Below are 17,572 nucleotides of genomic sequence, written 5' to 3' on the forward strand. Positions count from 1 at the left end.
AAATAAACCCCCTTAACTGCTTGTGGAAATGGTTTCACTAATTGGAAAAGACACCAATCGATGAAAGCGCTTATATTTTTGGCTATAGGTATTTATATTAACATAAATACGTGTTAAAAATAAGATGTATTATAAAAAGAAAGGTGGAGAAATAAATGGATAAAGTTATAACTATTGCTGGAGGCGGAAGCGGATATACGCCTGGAATCGTACTCACATTATTAAAAAATCAAAGTGATTTTTCGATAAGTGAAATACGATTGTATGATATAGATAATGTTAGAAATAGTGATATGGAAGTTATCATAAGGCACTTATTAAAAAAAGAGAAGTCTAATATCAGATTAGTAGCTACAATTGATCCTCAAGAAGCTTTCGAAAGCGTAGATTTTATTTTCTCTCAAATAAGAGTTGGTGGAATTGAAATGCGAGAGTTTGATGAAAAGATACCGCTTAAATACGGAATTGTTGGACAGGAAACATGTGGAGTTGGCGGGTTCTCATACGGGTTACGATCTATGAAAGGATTTCTGGAAATGGTCGGCTATATTCAAAAATATGCTCCTGATGCGTGGATATTGAACTACACCAATCCAGAGACTATAATTTCTGAGGCCGTTCGTAGAAAATTCCCAGAGATAAAAATCGTTAATGCGTGTGACCAAACTATTGCTATTGAAGAATTAATTGCACATTCGTTTGGTTACGATCGTCGAAATTGGATCACTAATTATTATGGGCTTAATCATTTTGGTTGGTATCAATCCATCTATGACATATCCAAAAAGAAAGATATTATGCCAGAAATTATTGAAAAAATAATAACTCAGGGATTTAAAACAGATCATTTGGATCTAAGTTGGGCTAAAGCTTTTAAATTAATGGAACGAATGGTTACTGATTTTCCAGAACACGTTCCTAATAATTATTTAGAATATTATCTTTATCCTAATCTCATTGTTGAGAACGCAGACCCGAAATATACGCGTGCTAATGAAATCATGGATGGAAGATTGAAAAAAATAAAGGAAACAGCTAATTTAATAAGATCAGCTTCATCTCTTGAAGATGTCGATTATGACAGTGACTCTCACGGTCAATATATAGTTGATATTGCAGTTTCTATTCTAAATAATCTAAACCGTAGATTTATGTTGATTGTTCCTAATAAAGGAGCTATTCCTAATCTGAGAGAGGATGCTGTCGTTGAGATCCCCTGTTATGTTAATTCAAATGGTGTCGAACCAATCTCATTGCGTAAAGAAATTCCGGATTTTCATAAGGGACTAATGGAGGCACAAGTCGCTTCAGAAAAACTACTGGTCGATGCATTCTTTGAGAATTCATATCAAAAAGCTTTGCAAGCATTCACACTAAATCAATCTGTTCCTAATGCTGTCGTTGCGAAAAAGGTGCTAGATGAATTAATGGAGAAAAATGTTGATTACTGGGTAGAACTAACTTAAACAAGAAAGGGGGAAATAAAATGAATGTTTTGATTATAAACGCAGACGATTATGGTTATAGCCGTGCGGTAAATTTAGGAATTATCGATTCTTTTAAGAGTGGAGTGTTAACTTCCGCGACCTTAATGGCAAATATGCCTGGATTCGAACATGCTGTAGAATTGGCGAAACTGAATCCGAAGTTTGGGATAGGGGTACATTTAACATTGACATGTGGCAAACCTCTATCTGAAAACACTTCTTCATTGACTGAGAACGGTTCGTTTAAAAAAATAGCTTTTTATGAAAGTGATTTTTCGATAGAAAAAGATGAATTATTAAAAGAGTGGGATTTACAAATCCAGCGTGTAATTGAATCGGGAATTACGCCTACTCATTTGGATACGCATCATCATGTCAATATGGTTTCGCCAATGAAAGAAGTGTTTATAGAATTAGCAAGAAAATTTAAACTGCCAGTACGTAATAATTTTGATGTTCCAGACGATCTTCTTACTGTAAAAAAATTCTTTATTGATTTTGATGATTTAGGAATAACTAAAGGAATATGGAAACCTTTAATTACAAATAATTTAGTCCAGGATTGTAAGAACTATCATACTGTAGAGGCTATGTGCCATCCTGGCTATTTGGATAACGTCGTCTTCGAGGGATCAAGTTTATTAGAAAATCGTGTGCTGACCACAAAAGAGCTGATGGATAGTAACTATAAAGAATTATTCTCTGCTAATAATATTAAATTAGGTACGTATAGAGATTTAATCTAAATAATTAGGAGGAAGATCATGGATATTAAAGCTGATGTACAAAAATTAGGTCGGTCGATGCTTGTCCCAGTTTCAGCAATGCCTCTTGCAGGTATTTTGTTAAGGATTTCTTCGGCTGATTTGTTGGACATTCCTATCTTAGCCGCTGCAGGTAGTGCTGTATTTGGAAACTTGGATATTTTATTCGCTATTGGAGTGGTATTTGGATTTGCAAAAGGTAAAGATAAAGGTATGGCCGCCTTGACAGCCGTATTAGCTATACTGACTTTAAGACAAGGACTATTGGTTATAGACCCGGAAATCAATATGGGGATATTTGGAGGAATTATCTCTGGGGCCGTTGCAAGTTGGACGTACAACCGTTATAAAGATAAACAGCTACCACAGATTTTTTCTTTTTTCGCAGGGGAACGTTTCCCACTTACTGTGATCCTACTTATTCAAACGGTGGTAGCAATAGTGTTCGGCTTCATTTGGCCAATTATACAATCTGGTATAGACACTTTTGCACAAACTTGGGTTCAGATGGGAGCTTTAGGCGTAGGGTTATTCATGTTCTTTAACCGATTGTTGATCCCTCTTGGTTTGCATCATGTCATCAACTCATACATTTATTTTGATTTAGGTGAATTCACGACAGAGGCCGGTGAAGTAGTTCAAGGTGAAATTCCAAGATTTTTGAATGGAGATCCGACAGCAGGATTGTTTTTAGCAGGATTTTTTGTAGTCATGATGTTTGGAATACCGGGTATTTGTTTAGCTATTTATAGAGCAGCTTATAAAGAAAATAAAGAAAGAGTCAAAGGAATCATGGGAAGTGGGGCTACAACTTCATTTATTACTAACATTACTGAACCCGTAGAATTCACTTTCATGTTTACTGCACCTATTTTGTATTTAATACATTCATTTTATGCCGGGTTAGCAGGTATCGTAACTTATTTTTTAGATATTAGAATGGGTTTTTCATTTGGTGCTTCATTAGTGGATTATGTTTTAGGATTTAACATAGCTCGAAATCCTTTATTAATAATTCCTGTGGGAATAGTATTTTTCTTCTTATACTATTTTACATTTTACTATGTTATTAAAAAGATGAGCTTAAAGACATTGGGACGGGAAGATGATAAGCTTTTTTCTGAGGAAGTGTCTGAAGAAGAGCATGATTTTAGTTTGGCAACCAGTAATTATTCTTTCTTAGCAAAAAAACTTTTACATTCGCTTGGAGGAAAAGAAAATATCGAAGATGCCTACAATTGTGTCACTAGACTTCGGGTCACTGTTATCGATCCGTCCAAAGTTGATGAAGAAAGAATTAAACAAACTGGCGTAATCGGATTAATAAGACCGTCTGACACTAATTATCAGATAATTATAGGTCCAGAAGTAACAAATGTAATGAGTGAATTCAATAAATTGTTAGACGATTAATAAAAATTAGTACAAAAATAAAAATCTGAAATATTCAGAGATCAAAAGATACCATCGATATCATATGTATAAAGAATAGCCGTTCCCCATTTAATCGTGACAAACGAATGATCGGAGGACGGCTATTTATATATGCTGGAAATTGAATTATTGTCTACTATTCATCCAGCATCCGGTAATAATCAACCACCAGATCCGATAAAATGACCAGGAATGAACGGGCGGAGATGTCATAGCCTTTATACAAGTAGTGCTGGATAGAAAAGCTGACCCCAATATCGGTGGTCTTCATCAACGGGCTATCCGGATTGTTGGTCAAAACGATCGTTGGGATAGCCAAGTGAGACATTTTTTCAGCGGCCTTAAGTAAAGTCTGTGTTTCTCCGCTTGAGGAAACAAAGATGACCAGATCGTTGCTGTCCACCCAGTTACCGACCAGATCGATCATATGTGATTCATAGATATAGGAAGACGACCGGTTAAGCTGCATCAGACGCTTGCTCATGTACTCGCCGACCATGTTTGTTAAACCGACTGAAATAATAATGATTTTATTGGCAGCCTTCATCTGCAGGGCTGCTTTTTTGAGCACGGATTTATCCAGATTATTCAGTCCGGTAGCCAAACCTTCCATATATTGGTTGACGGGGTCCAGAAGGTCATCCTCACTGGAACTGCTCAGTTGTTCATTTAATTTTTTTAGATTGAACTTGAATTCTGAAAAGCCGCTGTAGCCTAACTTATGACTTAAGCGCACGATGGTCGTAGTACTGACATTATTGTGTTCAGCCAATTTCGTGAGAGACATCGTGGCGACGTTTTCACTGTTGCTTTCGATATAATAGAGAATCTGTTTTTCGGTATACGTCAAACTAGCCAGTTCATTTGCAAATATATCCAGAAGTTTACCCATAAAAATCTCACCCTTTTTTTGTAAGCTTTTTCATAGTTTAACACACCAAAAATAAGAGGATAGCTTACATTTGTAAAATAACGGTTTCATCCTGTACAAATGTACAGCACTTGTACTAGTCGGTCAAAAAAATATGCTGTAAGCTAAACGTAGATCAAATGAAAACGTTATTAAAAAATAGGAGGAAATAAAGTGGACTTAAAACAATTAACGTCGAAACAACTGGTTCGTTATGATATTCAGTCAACAGATAAAGCGACTGTTATCAAAGAACTCGTTCGCTCATTGTCAGAAGAAGGCGTCATCAGTGATGAACAGGCATTTTACGGCAGTGTCATGGAAAGGGAAGCTACCTCAGCAACGGGGATGGAAAATGGGTTAGCCATTCCACACGGTAAATCCGATGTTGTAAATGAAGCTGCTTTTGCCGTCGCTCGTTTGGAGCACCCAGTGGATGAATGGGAAAGCATCGACCCGAACAATAAAGTGGAGCTTGTTTTCCTGTTAGCTATTCCAACAAGTGAAGCCGGTTCCACCCATTTAAACGTGCTGGCTGAATTAAGCACGCGTTTGATGAACGAAGAGTATTATGCTCAGTTACTCGGTGCTAATAATTCGGAAGAGTTCATGACTAGACTGGATCGTTTTGAAAAAGCGAAAAAAGCAGCGCCAAAAAAAGCGGGTAAAACGATTCTGGCTGTCACGTCATGTGCCTCAGGAATCGCCCATACGTATATGGCGGCTGAAGCGCTGGAAAAAGCAGGAGAAAAACTCGGGTATACCATCCTGACTGAAAAGCAGGGAGCGACCGGGATCGAAGACCGCGTAACTTCAGACATGCTCAAAAAAGCAGACGGCGTCATTTTTGCGACGGATTTACCCGTAAAAGAAAAGGATCGTTTTGCCGGCTTGCCATTTGTTCAGACACGCGTCGCTGATCCGCTTAAACGCAGTGAAGCACTCATCAAACAAGTATTAAACAATCCTGACGGTAAGGTCGAAGTACGAGAAGGCGATGCGAGTCAAAGACAATCCCCACAAAATGGGCAAAAACAGGGTGTACTTGGAGAAATAGTTCAAGCAGTCATGACCGGTATCAGTTACATGATTCCACTCCTTGTAGCCGGTGGTTTAATGATGGGTATTGCCAAGCTTGGTGCGATGCCGTTTGGATTAGTCAATGAAATCAACGATATTTCCTTTGCAACAGACAGCAACGAATTTTTCGTTATTTTACATCACTTAGATAAACTAGGCTTCATGATTTTCCAATTCATCTATGCCATATTTGCGGCATATACAGCTTATGCAATCGCTGACCGGGTCGGTATCGTTGCCGGATTTGTCGGGGGATTGTTTGCTAATGGTGTACATTTCCGTTTCTGGGGGATTGAAGACGGGATCGCTTCTGGTTTCTTAGGCGCTTTAGTTCTAGGTTTACTTGCCGGTTATGTGTCCCGTTACTTGAATGAGAAAATCCAACTTAACCGTAACCTGCAGGCCATGAAACCAATGTTCCTGATACCAGCCATTTCCGTTATTGTTATTTTCTTGGCAAACTTTTACATCGTCGATCCGGTCTTTGGCGGACTTAACTTGGCCATGGAACGAGCAATCATCGCTTCAGCAGAAGGCGGGGAAATCGTCCTTTCTTCAATTATCGCAGCGGCGACAGCCTTTGACTTGGGTGGCCCCGTTAACAAAGCAGCGGGTGCGATCAATATTGGTTTAGCGGCTGATGGGATCTTCCCATTGACAGCTCGAGTCCTATCTATCGTTATCCCGCCGATCGGACTTGGGCTGGCAACGGTCCTGGATAAATATATTGTCGGTAAACGTGTTTTTGATGCGAACTTGCGCGTGACAGGAAACACGTCTATCTTGCTTGGGTTCTTAGCCATCAGTGAAGGCGCGATTCCATTCATGCTGAGAAATCCGATCATCACGATTCCAATCAACATCATTGGTGCGATCTTGGGTTCACTTACAGCTGTAATGCTGGGTGCCGTGCAGTGGCTGCCACTTCCAGCTGTCTGGGGATGGCCATTAGTTGAAAACGTGCCGGCTTATATCCTTGGTTTGCTTGTAGGAACACTGTTCATTGCGCTATCCAATATCTTTATCAGAAACAATATGATCAACCGCGGAAAAATGACCATAGAAGTTTAGATTCAGCGTGTGATCAATAATTAAAAACATGTCCGTGGCGAGCAATTTCTCCGCGGGTTATGTTTTATTTACAGGAGGACAAAATAATGGCTTCAAAACGTGTCTATATCGTCCCACATTCTCACTGGGACAGGGAGTGGTATTTTACAGTCGAAGACTCCAACTTGATATTAGTAGAAAACATGAACCGTTTGATGGAAGTTTTAGAGAACGATGCAGACTATCACGGGTATGTCTTTGACGGACAGCTTTCAGTAGTCGAAGAATACTTGCGAATGGAACCTGAGCAGACAGAACGTCTGAAAGAATTGATCAAAAAGAAACGAGTTTTTATTGGTCCCTGGTATACTCAGGCGGATTCACTGCTTACACATAAAGAGTCGCTCGTAAGAAATTTACTGTACGGCGTGCTTGGTTCAAAAGAGATGGGGCACAGCATGAACGTGGGGTACTTACCCGATATCTTTGGTCAAAACACCTACTTGCCGTCACTCTTCAAGAACTTCGGGATTGATTATGCAATATTCCAGCGCGGTCTCTATACGGATGAACTAGAAGGAGACGTTCATTTCAACTGGCAGTCTCCCGATGGGGAAACCGTGAAATCGGCCGTATTGCCTTTAGGTTATGGCCCCGGGAAATTCCTGGAAGCCAGTGAAGACTATCTCCAGGACCACTTGAATCCGCTGGTCGACAAAGTGAAAAACAGAAGTAAAAGTACGGATCATATTTTATTCCCATCCGGCGGGGACCAGGTCCTGGTGCGCGAACATTTCCCGGAAACGTTGAAACAATTGAACGAAATGGACGCAGAAAATTCCTACGTGTTATCTGATTACGAGACCTACATGGAGGAAACGTGGGATGACGAAGCATTCAAGAACACCATTCAGGGCGAACTGATCGCGACGGAGACTTCACGAATGCACCGAACGATCCGTTCGCAGCGCTATGACATCAAATACTGGAACTACAAAGTTGAGCATAAACTGATTGCTCAACTTGAACCGTTAGCCGTGATCGCGCATTCACTGGGTCTGCGTTATCCGAAAGCGCGTCTTGACGAAATGTGGAAAGAGCTATTTGACGTCCACTCGCATGACAGCATCGGCGGCTGTAACTCGGACGCGACCAATCAGAACATCATGGAACGCTTAAAGAAAATCGATCGCCAAACTGACGGGCTGATGAACATCATCAAACGTCAGTTGACGCAGGCGATTGTGAATCAAAGCGGCCGTGAGAACGTCCTGGTGTTATTTAATACCCACGGGAAAGAGACCCGGCAGAATGTCGAAGCCGTCCTGTTCACTGACGAATCGTCCTTCATATTGACCGATGCCGAAGGAGAAAACGTCACGTATTCATTGCTCGAGCAAGAGGAAATGGCTGGTGGGAAAAAGATCCGGGTCACTGATGAAGGCGAAAAACAAGTGCCGCTGCCGGGCTATTTCCGCAGCACCGTCTTGATCCAGACTGTTTCTGTGCCGTCACTAGGGTACACCACGCTGGAGGTAACTGAACAACCGAGTCAACAAAAGGCTCCCAAAGGTAACCATCTCATTCAGGCACTTGAAAACGAACACGTCAAAATTTTCGTCGAAGAGAGGTCACTCGTGCTCTTTGATAAAAAGTCAGATCAGACCTTGACCAATTTTATCCAGTTTGAAGAAACGGCCGACGACGGCGACTCGTATGATTATTCACCCCTCGTCGGAAGCAAAACGATTTTACTGAAAGATTTCCAGCTTCAAACAGTTGAGCAATTCGGAGACGTACAAGTGATGGAACTCTTAGTTGAAGGGAAATTACCTGAAGATCTGGCGTCCCGTCAAGGAAATGGTGAAGGGGAGACCCTTAAAATCCATACCCGCTTAACTTTGCGACCTGAGGAAACGTTTGTCCATATCCATCATGATATCTTGAACACAGTGAAGGATCACCGCATACGTGTATTGATTCAGACCCCTGTGACCAAGGCACTGCATTCTTATGGGGACCAGGGATACAGTACGATCAAACGTCCGTTAGTGGAAGAACGTCTCTTGAACTGGAAAGAGAAAGGCTACAAAGAAGCACCCGTGCCTATTTATACCGTGGAACGATTTGCCGGATTGCAAGGGGGGGAATCTGGGCTTACGGCCTTCACACAAGGGATAAAAGAGTATGAAGTGCTTAAAGAAACCAATCAGTTTGCGCTGACCCTTTTCCGCAGTGTCGGCTTGCTCGGGAAAGATGACCTGGAGTGGCGTCCTGGACGTGCATCGGGCATCAACAACAAAGTGGTCGAGACACCGGATGCTCAGATGTTGAGAGCGATGTCTTTTGATTATGCCGTGACGCTTGGCAGTCATTCTGACCAGGAACTTTTCGACCTAGCTGATCAGTATAACGAACTGGTGGTCACGTATCATCACCAGACATTAAACACCTTCGAAGAACGCCTGGACCGTTTTGAAATTCCTTACCCGGTGAATGAGTTGCCGTTGAGCGATTCGTTTTTCAAATTATCCAACTCTGAAGTTTTTATCAGTGCCTTGAAACAAGCTGAGAAAGGTGAAGGAACCGTAGTGAGACTCTTCAATCCAACCGATGAAGACGTAAAAGTGAAGTTGGAGACCTCACTCGGTGACGTCACTTATTTAACGGATCTAAAAGAATTAGTTCTTGATGAAGCAACTGAAATAGTTATACCAAGACTTGGATATCAGACTGTCTTACTAGCCAAAGAAAGGAACGAATAGCATGAGCGATAAATTAGACCTTAAAGCACAACTCAAGCAGCACCTGACATTCATTTATGGGGAAGACTACAAAAATGACTATCTGATCGAAATGGGAACGTTACTCAGTAAGTGGATGAATAAGGAACAGGAACAGACCAAACCATTGACTGAGGATAACGTCTACCTCATCACTTATGGCGACAGCATTCAAACAGATGGTGAAGCACCTTTAAATACCCTGCATCACTTCCTGAAAGAAGAAGCAGAGGGCGTGATTTCCGATGTACACTTACTGCCGATCTTTCCGTATACGTCTGATGACGGCTTTTCAGTCGTTGATTACCGGGAAGTGAACCCGGATTTTGGTACCTGGGAGGATATCGAACATTTTTCTGAAGATTTCCGGCTGATGTTTGATTTTGTGGCCAATCACATCTCAAAATCGAGTGAGTGGTTCCAGGAGTATCTGGAAGAAGATGTGACCTACAAGCATTACTTTATAGAGAAAGATGAAGAGTTTGATGCTTCCCAAGTCATGAGACCGCGGACGTCGCCACTTTTCCATGCGTATAAAGGTAAAAACGGCGAAAGAACAGCCTGGACGACCTTCAGTGAAGACCAAGTCGATGTGAACTTTGGTCATTTCCCCGTCCTTCTCGAGATCACTGAGATCCTTCTGGAATACATGGCAAAAGGGGCGTCAAGTATTCGCCTTGACGCTATCGGGTTTATCTGGAAAGAATCGGGGAGCACCTGTATCCACTTGCCGCAGGCGCACGAAATCATTAAATTGTGGCATACGATTGCAGCAGAAATCAACCCGGAAGTTCAGATCATTACCGAAACGAATGTCCCACACAAAGAAAACATTTCGTATTTTGGCAGCGGCACAGATGAAGCTCATATGGTGTATCAGTTCACGCTACCGCCATTGGTCCAGTACAGTTTTGCGACCAAAGATGCTGGTAAATTGACCGATTGGGCCAAAGCAATCGAAAAAGTCTCTGACCAGGCCACATACTTCAACTTCCTGGCCAGCCATGACGGGATCGGTGTGAGACCGGTAGAAGGCATTTTAAACGATGATGAACTGGAGGTCTTACTGCAGAAAGTAAACCAGAACGGCGGAGAAGTCTCCTATAAATCGAATCCCGACGGCTCACAGTCTCCTTATGAACTGAACATCAATTATATGGACATGCTGAAAGACGAAGGAGATTCACTTGAAGTTCTGGTCCGGAAATCATTAGCTGCCCACTCGATTCTCTTGTCCTTCATAGGCGTACCGGCGATATATTACCACTCGTTCTTGGGATCGGAAAACGATAGAGATGGTCTGGAATCATCAGACATCAACCGTCGGATCAACCGCAAAAAATTAGAATACGACCGTTTGAAAACCGAGCTGACCGAAAACGAGCGACGCAGCAGTATCTTTAACGGGATGAAAGACATGATAAAAGTCAGACAATCTTCTTCCGCATTTTCCCCATATGCAGAACAAGAGATTTTAAATAGTGATGACCGTATTTTTTCACTTATCCGAAGCAATAAAGAAACAGGTAAAAAAGTATTCTTTGCGGTCAATGTATCTGATAAACCGGTAGAAATTACCGGTCCATTCAGCGGGGAAAATTTGCGTACTCAGACTAAAGTAGAAGATACCCTAAGTCTAAATGCCTACGACTATGTATGGGTCAAGGGGTAAGACGCACGGTTTTTCTGAAACATTAAAAAATACAGCAACAATTAAAGAGTAATACTTGTATTTCTAGGATTTGCCTTTTATTTGCACGAAAGTGTGCTGATCGAAAAGGAATAGAATATATGAGTATTACTTTTTTTGTTATCAAGCGATTCTGTTAAAGTTTCATGCCTTTCTCATTGTATTAACGCTCCATTTTTAATGAAGTGGTGTTCAGTATGTGATACCCTAATGATAGTGAAAATAATCACATATAAAAAAGGGGATTAAAGTATGAAGAAGAAACTGATTTTTGGAAGTGTGTTAAGTATTTCTCTATTGCTATCCGGTTGTATAAAGTCGGATAAAGTGACTGAAGAAAGTGTACCCGTAGAAGATTCGACGACTGAAACAGAAAATGAAGAGAATGATGCCGTAACTTCAGCTACATATCGCGAGTATACTGATATCGAAGATTTAGAAGACAGCTATGATGTCATTATCGTCGGGTCCGGTGGCGCGGGTCTTTCAGCGGCAATTGAAGCCAAAGATGCCGGAGCAAATCCTGTGGTGTTTGAAATGATGCCTGTTGCAGGTGGCAACACCAAAAAATCTTCTGCTGGTATGAACGCGTCAGAAACGAAATTCCAGGAAGCTGCAGGTATTGAAGATTCAAATGACAAGTTTTTCGAAGAAACATTAGCTGGTGGTAACGAAACAAACAATGAGGAATTACTGAACTATATGGTCGATCAATCAGCAGATTCTATCGACTGGCTGGACTCTATCGGCATCACTTTAGATAACCTTACCACAACAGGCGGCATGAGCCTTGAGCGGACACATCGTCCATCAGATGGCTCTGCAGTGGGAGAATACCTGGTCAATGGTTTACTGGACAATATCGAAGAACGTGAAATACCAGTATTTGTCAATTCAGAAGTAACAGCTCTTTTGGAGGAAGACGGTAAAGTGACTGGGGTTGAAGTGTTGGTCAATCAAACGGATGAGAGAACGATCAGTTCAGAAGCCGTCGTGGTCGCAACAGGTGGTTTTGGCGCAAACTTTGATATGGTTGTTGAACAAAATCCTGATTTGGAAGGATTCGTCACAACTAATCACGAAGGAAGCAAAGGTACGGGGATCGATATGATTTCGACTTTAGGTGGAGACGTTGTTGATCTAGACGATATTCAAATCCATCCGACCGTCGAACAATCTTCCGGTTACATGATCACTGAAGCCGTTCGTGGTGAAGGAGCCATCTTGGTTTCTGAAGAAGGCACACGTTTTACCAATGAAATGGATACACGGGATAAAGTTTCAGCGGAGATCATTGCGTTGCCTGAAGAAAAAGCTTACCTGATTTTTGACGATGGTGTGAAAGAAAGAGTTCTCGCAATTGAACAATACATGAGCGAGGGCTTTGTCGTTTCAGGAGAGACGATCGAAGAATTAGCAGAAGCCATGTCACTGGACGCAGGCAGTCTGAAAGAGACAGTTGACACATGGAATGCAACTGTGTCAGATGGAGAAGACGCAACATTTGGCCGTACGACAGCGATGGACAATGATTTGTCAACAGGTTCGTATCATGCTGTAGAAATTGCGCCTGGCGTTCACCACACAATGGGTGGCATACGCATCAACACTATGACAGAAGTATTGAATACGGATGGAAATAAAGTTGACGGCTTATATGCCGCTGGCGAATTGACAGGCGGTATTCACGGATCAAATCGTATCGGCGGGAATGCTGTTGCAGACATCATCATCTTTGGCAGACAAGCAGGAAGACAAGCAGTAGAGTATTTGAAAAATTAACTTATCAGATTAATATAACAAGAGCCCGTGCTACTATAGAGGCTGCTAAAAAATAAAGTGTAATTGAGTTGAAAGCTTTAAACGTGTTTAGAAACAAAAACAAAAGACAGGACTACTGGAAATTCACTTAGTGAATAATTCAGTGGTCCTGTCTTTTTAAATCACTTTTTAGTTGATAAGTGTCTAGTTTAAAGGTAGTAATTCATTTCAGCATATGATACTCTTTTCATAGTGAAAAGAGTCACAAAAAAAGGGATGCAAGTGTGATAAAGAAAGTAACTTCAGCTAAATATCGGGAATACACAGCTATTGAAGATTTAGAAGACAGTTATGATGTCATTATCGTCGGATCCGGTGGTGCGGGTCTTTCCGCGGCCATTGAAGCCAAAGATGCAGGAGCCACCCCAATTGTGTTTGAAATGATGCCCCGTACAGGAGGCAACACCAAAAAATCTTCTGCTGGCATGAACGCTTCAGAAACAAAATTTCAGGAAGCATCAGGTATTGAAGACTCAAATAACGCCTTCTTCGAAGAAACTTTAGCCGGCGGAAACGAAACCAACAACGAGGAGTTACTCAACTATTTGGTCGATCACTCAGCTGATTCCATCGACTGGTTGGACTCGATCGGTATCACGTTAGATAACTTGACCACAACAGGTGGCATGAAGGTGGAGCGTACGCATCGCCCATCCGAAGGTTCTGCTGTGGGTGGATATCTGATCAATGGTCTGCTTGATAATTTCAAAGAACGTGAGATTCCATTGTTTGTCAATTCAGAAGTTACAGGGATCCTGGAAGAAGACGGTAAAGTGACTGGTGTAGAGGTCTTGATCAACCAGACGGATAAAAGAACGATTCATTCAAAAGCTGTTGTGGTCACGACAGGAGGATTCGGCGCCAATTTTGATATGATCGTCGAACACAAGCCTGATCTGGAAGGCTACGTCACAACCAATCACGCAGGAAGTAATGGGTCGGGTATCTCAATGATCTCAACTCTGGGTGGAGACGTTGTGGATATGAGCGATATTCAAATCCATCCGACTGTGGAACAAGCTACAGGCTACTTGATCACCGAAGCGGTCCGAGGTGAAGGAGCAATCATGGTTTCTGAAGAAGGCGTGCGTTTCACCAATGAAATGGATAAACGAGATATAGTTTCAGCAGATATTATTGCTTTACCTGAACAAAAAGCATACTTGATTTTTGACGACGGTGTCAAAGAAAGAGTTCTTGCGATTGAACATTATATACGCGTAGGATTAGTCGTTTCAGGAGAATCAATCGAAGATTTAGCAGAAGTCATGTCACTGGACGCAGACAGTCTGAAAGGCACAATTGAGACATGGAATAAAACTGTGTCAGAAGGCGAAGACACAGCATTTGGCCGTACAACAGGCATGAATGAAGACCTGTCAACAGGTTCGTATCATGCCATAGAAATTGCGCCTGGTACTCATCATACAATGGGTGGCGTACGCATCAATACCTTGACAGAAGTCTTGAATACGGATGGAAATAAAATTGACGGCTTATATGCCGCTGGAGAATTGACAGGCGGCATTCACGGATCGAACCGTATCGGCGGGAATGCTGTCGCAGATATTATCATTTTCGGCAGACAGGCCGGAAAACAAGTAGTAGATTATTTGAAAAATTAATTTAATAAAATATATTAGCAAGAGCCCCTGATGCTGTATCAGGGGTTTTTATTGCGTTCGGAAAGAATAAAAAACTGATAAAAATTTTATGAAAGTAACAAGATAAAATCGTGTCCATTAAGAAGTTAAGTCACTATTATTTTTGGTTTGAATAATATATTCTCTAGACAGACAAATAATTGATACATAAGATTTTACTTACTCGGCGATAGAATAAGTTAAACACTATTTATTAGCCCGTTTGAGTTGAGCAATAGATAACAAGTTTAAAAAGATTACAGAATATTGGTTATTCCAAAGTAGTTTAAAGATGTATTACTTTTCAATTAATTGATTATCTATTATTATAAAAGTAAGAAAAATTGGAAATGAATATATCTTTTTTCGCAGAATCTCAATAAAGAAGGGACACTAGATAGTTATCTATTTCGGTTAATATTATCCAATAGAGTTGAAGACAACCTTTGTAAAGTTCTGATAGAGTCAAAAGAAATAAAATAATCGATTATTAAGCTATAATTTAATACTCATTTCCTTATCGAAACCAAATAAAAGGATAGATTATATTCGATGAGATAAAAATAGATAAGGTATTTAAAGGTAGTATTATTAAAAAGCATAGGAGGTAATTAAATTATGAGCATAAACTTTATAACTTTTAACGAATTAAAAGATATCGACATAATGTATGATTTTCATATTCACACTAATCAGACTGATGGACAGGAATCGATTGAAACGATGATCAAAACAGCAATAGATAAAGGGTTAAATAAAATTGCTTTCACTGAACATGTAAGGAAAAATTCTGATTGGTTTGGCAAATTTGCTGAGTCCGTTAAGGAGACTGCCTCTAAGTATTCCGGTATCGAGGTCCTAGTCGGAGCTGAAACAAAAGTTTTGGACAAATATGGTAACTTAGATATTTCAGATACCATATTAGAAAAAAGCGACATAATTTTAGGAAGCGTCCATAGCATTCCAGACGAAAAAGGAGGATTTATCGACTTTTCCACCTTGACCCCATGGGAGCTAGCTGAGATCGAATTTGAATTATCAAAAGGAATGTTGAAGTATGCGCCTATTGATGTACTCGCACATCCTGGAGGGATGTATTCGTCAAGATACGGAGGATTTCCGATTGAGTACTTCAAAGAATTGATGATTCTGGCCAAAGCCAATGACAAGGCAATCGAATTCAATTCTAAATATATCAAAAATGCCTATGATTTTTTATCTGCATGTGGAGATATCGACCCGGCACTATCAGTAGGTTCAGATGCACATAAGGCAGAGGAGGTTGGAAACTGTAAACACATGTTGAACCAATTTGAATATAAAACATTTCAAAGGAGAGCATCTAAATGAAAATTTTAGTAACTGGAGCAGGCGAAGTTCTCGGCCAAGCCGCTATCAAATCTATCAGATCATCAAGTTTAAATGCCACAATAGTTGCATTGAACGCCAGTTCTTCAGGTGCAGGACTGTACTGGGCAGATCAGTATTATATAGTGCCTAGGGCCAAGGATCCAATCTATATGGACAAAATCCGTGAAATAATTGAGAATGAACGTCCCGATATTATCTTAATAGGGACAGCGCATGAATACAGTGTCTTTTCAGACGCAAGAAACGAAATCGAAAGGGAATACAACACTAAGGTACTTGTCAGTTCTCGAAAGGTGATTGATATTGCTGACGATAAATGGCTGACTCATAAATTTTTAAAAGACAATAACTTGGATTATCCAGAATCATGTCTCCCCGGTGATGAACAAGCTTTAATTGATAAAGTTGGTTTTCCGCTGATTGTGAAGCCTAGAGTCGGATCGGGGTCTGTCGGTGTAACCAAGGTTGATTCCATTAGTGAATTAAATGAAGCATTAAAAAAGATCAGTAATCTAATTATACAGGAATGTGTAGGAACGGAAGATGAAGAGTATACAGCTGGAGTTGTGGTTTTTAACGGTACGGCCAAATCATCTATTGCGATGAAAAGAGAATTGAGACACGGAAACACATCCATTGCTCGTGCTGAACCATATTCAGAAGTGAATAGCTATCTAGAAAAAATAGCAGAGAAATTAGGTGTATATGGCCCTGTAAACCTTCAATATAGACTTGTTGGGAATAAAGTGAAGCTATTTGAAATCAATGCAAGATTTTCTGGAACGACTCACTTTAGAACATTATCAAACGTGAATGAAGTTGAAATGTGTGTGAAATATCTTGTCCAGCAAATAGATATTTCACAACCAGAAATCAAGCCTGTGCAGATTTTAAGATATTATGATGAAACAGTCGTGCCTGATGATAAGAGTGAGAGTATACTCTCACATAAACAGTAAGAAAATCCTCTATTGAGTTTTCAGTAAAATTTATAATGTAAACTCACACCTTATCTTTTTTGTCCAAATCAGTGTAACCAATCCATGTTTTAAACAGATATTCACAAGAGTGTATTTGGCCCCGCTATAATATTCCCCTATGATATCAAGTGTGCCAATAATCAGAATAGTATAAACTAAAAATAAGACTCTTTTGATGTATTAAATCACTCTTTTCAGCCATCCCTTAATTTCTTCATCAAAATTTTAAAAAGGATATGATCATTTTGAGTAAAGCAACCCTTGAAAGGAATTTTTACTTTGGAAAAGACCTACAAGAAAGTGTTGACTCGTTAATTAACAAAGATATTTGCTTTACAAAAGCTTATGCAGATACATTTGAAGAAATGGAAAACGGAAAGGCAGAACAATTTGTTTATACCTCAGGTAATGGGAAAGTAAGTCATACGTTTATCAAACGACTTATTCCTACAAAAATTGGAAATAAATGTCACTACGACATTATTACACCTTACGGTTATGGCGGGCCACTGATAATCGAAGCATCAGACAAAGAGTTGCTTCTTAAGGAATATTTTGA

The 17,572-nt window shown here is 40.4% G+C and carries 10 protein-coding genes and 2 pseudogenes; 11 read left to right on the forward strand and 1 reads right to left on the reverse strand.

Annotated elements, in window-relative coordinates; all coding sequences use genetic code 11:
* Window positions 1-155: 155 nt before the first annotated feature.
* The 3 genes from AX762_RS08720 to AX762_RS08730 are packed head-to-tail and all read left to right on the forward strand — an operon-like array spanning window position 156 to window position 3,664.
* Window positions 156-1,466: a maltose-6'-phosphate glucosidase gene (locus AX762_RS08720; RefSeq protein WP_071848762.1), complete on the forward strand. Its 1,311-nt coding sequence runs from the start codon at window positions 156-158 to the stop codon at window positions 1,464-1,466.
* Between the two features lie 20 nt (window positions 1,467-1,486).
* Window positions 1,487-2,233 (forward strand): carbohydrate deacetylase, encoded by a 747-nt coding sequence (locus AX762_RS08725; protein WP_071848763.1) that lies wholly within the window; start codon window positions 1,487-1,489, stop codon window positions 2,231-2,233.
* An 18-nt stretch (window positions 2,234-2,251) separates the two neighbouring features.
* The gene (locus AX762_RS08730; protein ID WP_071848764.1) at window positions 2,252-3,664 is read left to right on the forward strand and encodes a PTS transporter subunit EIIC; all 1,413 of its coding nucleotides are present in this window, start codon (window positions 2,252-2,254) and stop codon (window positions 3,662-3,664) included.
* Window positions 3,665-3,821: 157 nt separating this feature from the next.
* On the opposite strand, the gene AX762_RS08735 is transcribed toward AX762_RS08730, so the two are convergent.
* Window positions 3,822-4,577 carry a MurR/RpiR family transcriptional regulator gene (locus tag AX762_RS08735; RefSeq protein WP_071848765.1) on the reverse strand — a complete coding sequence of 252 codons (756 nt, stop codon included), beginning with the start codon at window positions 4,575-4,577 and terminating at the stop codon, window positions 3,822-3,824.
* 192 nt (window positions 4,578-4,769) lie between these two features.
* Between AX762_RS08735 and AX762_RS08740 the strand changes: the two genes are divergently transcribed.
* From AX762_RS08740 to AX762_RS08775, 8 genes and pseudogenes are all read left to right on the forward strand, one after another.
* Window positions 4,770-6,746, forward strand: coding sequence for a fructose-specific PTS transporter subunit EIIC (locus tag AX762_RS08740; protein ID WP_071848766.1), 1,977 nt, complete (start codon window positions 4,770-4,772; stop codon window positions 6,744-6,746).
* 86 nt (window positions 6,747-6,832) lie between these two features.
* Complete coding sequence (locus AX762_RS08745) at window positions 6,833-9,490, forward strand: glycosyl hydrolase-related protein (RefSeq protein ID WP_071848767.1); 2,658 nt, start codon at window positions 6,833-6,835, stop codon at window positions 9,488-9,490.
* Window position 9,491: 1 nt separating this feature from the next.
* Window positions 9,492-11,180: an alpha-amylase family glycosyl hydrolase gene (locus AX762_RS08750; protein WP_071848768.1), complete on the forward strand. Its 1,689-nt coding sequence runs from the start codon at window positions 9,492-9,494 to the stop codon at window positions 11,178-11,180.
* A gap of 270 nt (window positions 11,181-11,450) precedes the next feature.
* Window positions 11,451-12,980, forward strand: coding sequence for a flavocytochrome c (locus tag AX762_RS08755; protein WP_071848769.1), 1,530 nt, complete (start codon window positions 11,451-11,453; stop codon window positions 12,978-12,980).
* 233 nt (window positions 12,981-13,213) lie between these two features.
* A pseudogene (locus AX762_RS08760) lies at window positions 13,214-14,644 on the forward strand (flavocytochrome c); the annotation flags it as partial.
* Between the two features lie 636 nt (window positions 14,645-15,280).
* Window positions 15,281-16,012, forward strand: coding sequence for a PHP domain-containing protein (locus tag AX762_RS08765; RefSeq protein ID WP_071848770.1), 732 nt, complete (start codon window positions 15,281-15,283; stop codon window positions 16,010-16,012).
* Window positions 16,009-16,992 carry an ATP-grasp domain-containing protein gene (locus AX762_RS08770; RefSeq protein WP_071848771.1) on the forward strand — a complete coding sequence of 328 codons (984 nt, stop codon included), beginning with the start codon at window positions 16,009-16,011 and terminating at the stop codon, window positions 16,990-16,992. The genes AX762_RS08765 and AX762_RS08770 overlap by 4 nt, the downstream gene beginning before the upstream one ends.
* Before the next feature lie 266 nt (window positions 16,993-17,258).
* Window positions 17,259-17,572: pseudogene (locus AX762_RS08775) on the forward strand (hypothetical protein); the annotation flags it as partial.

Origin of the sequence: Alkalibacterium sp. 20, from assembly GCF_001885615.1 — a bacterium.
Lineage (GTDB): Bacteria > Bacillota > Bacilli > Lactobacillales > Carnobacteriaceae_A > Alkalibacterium.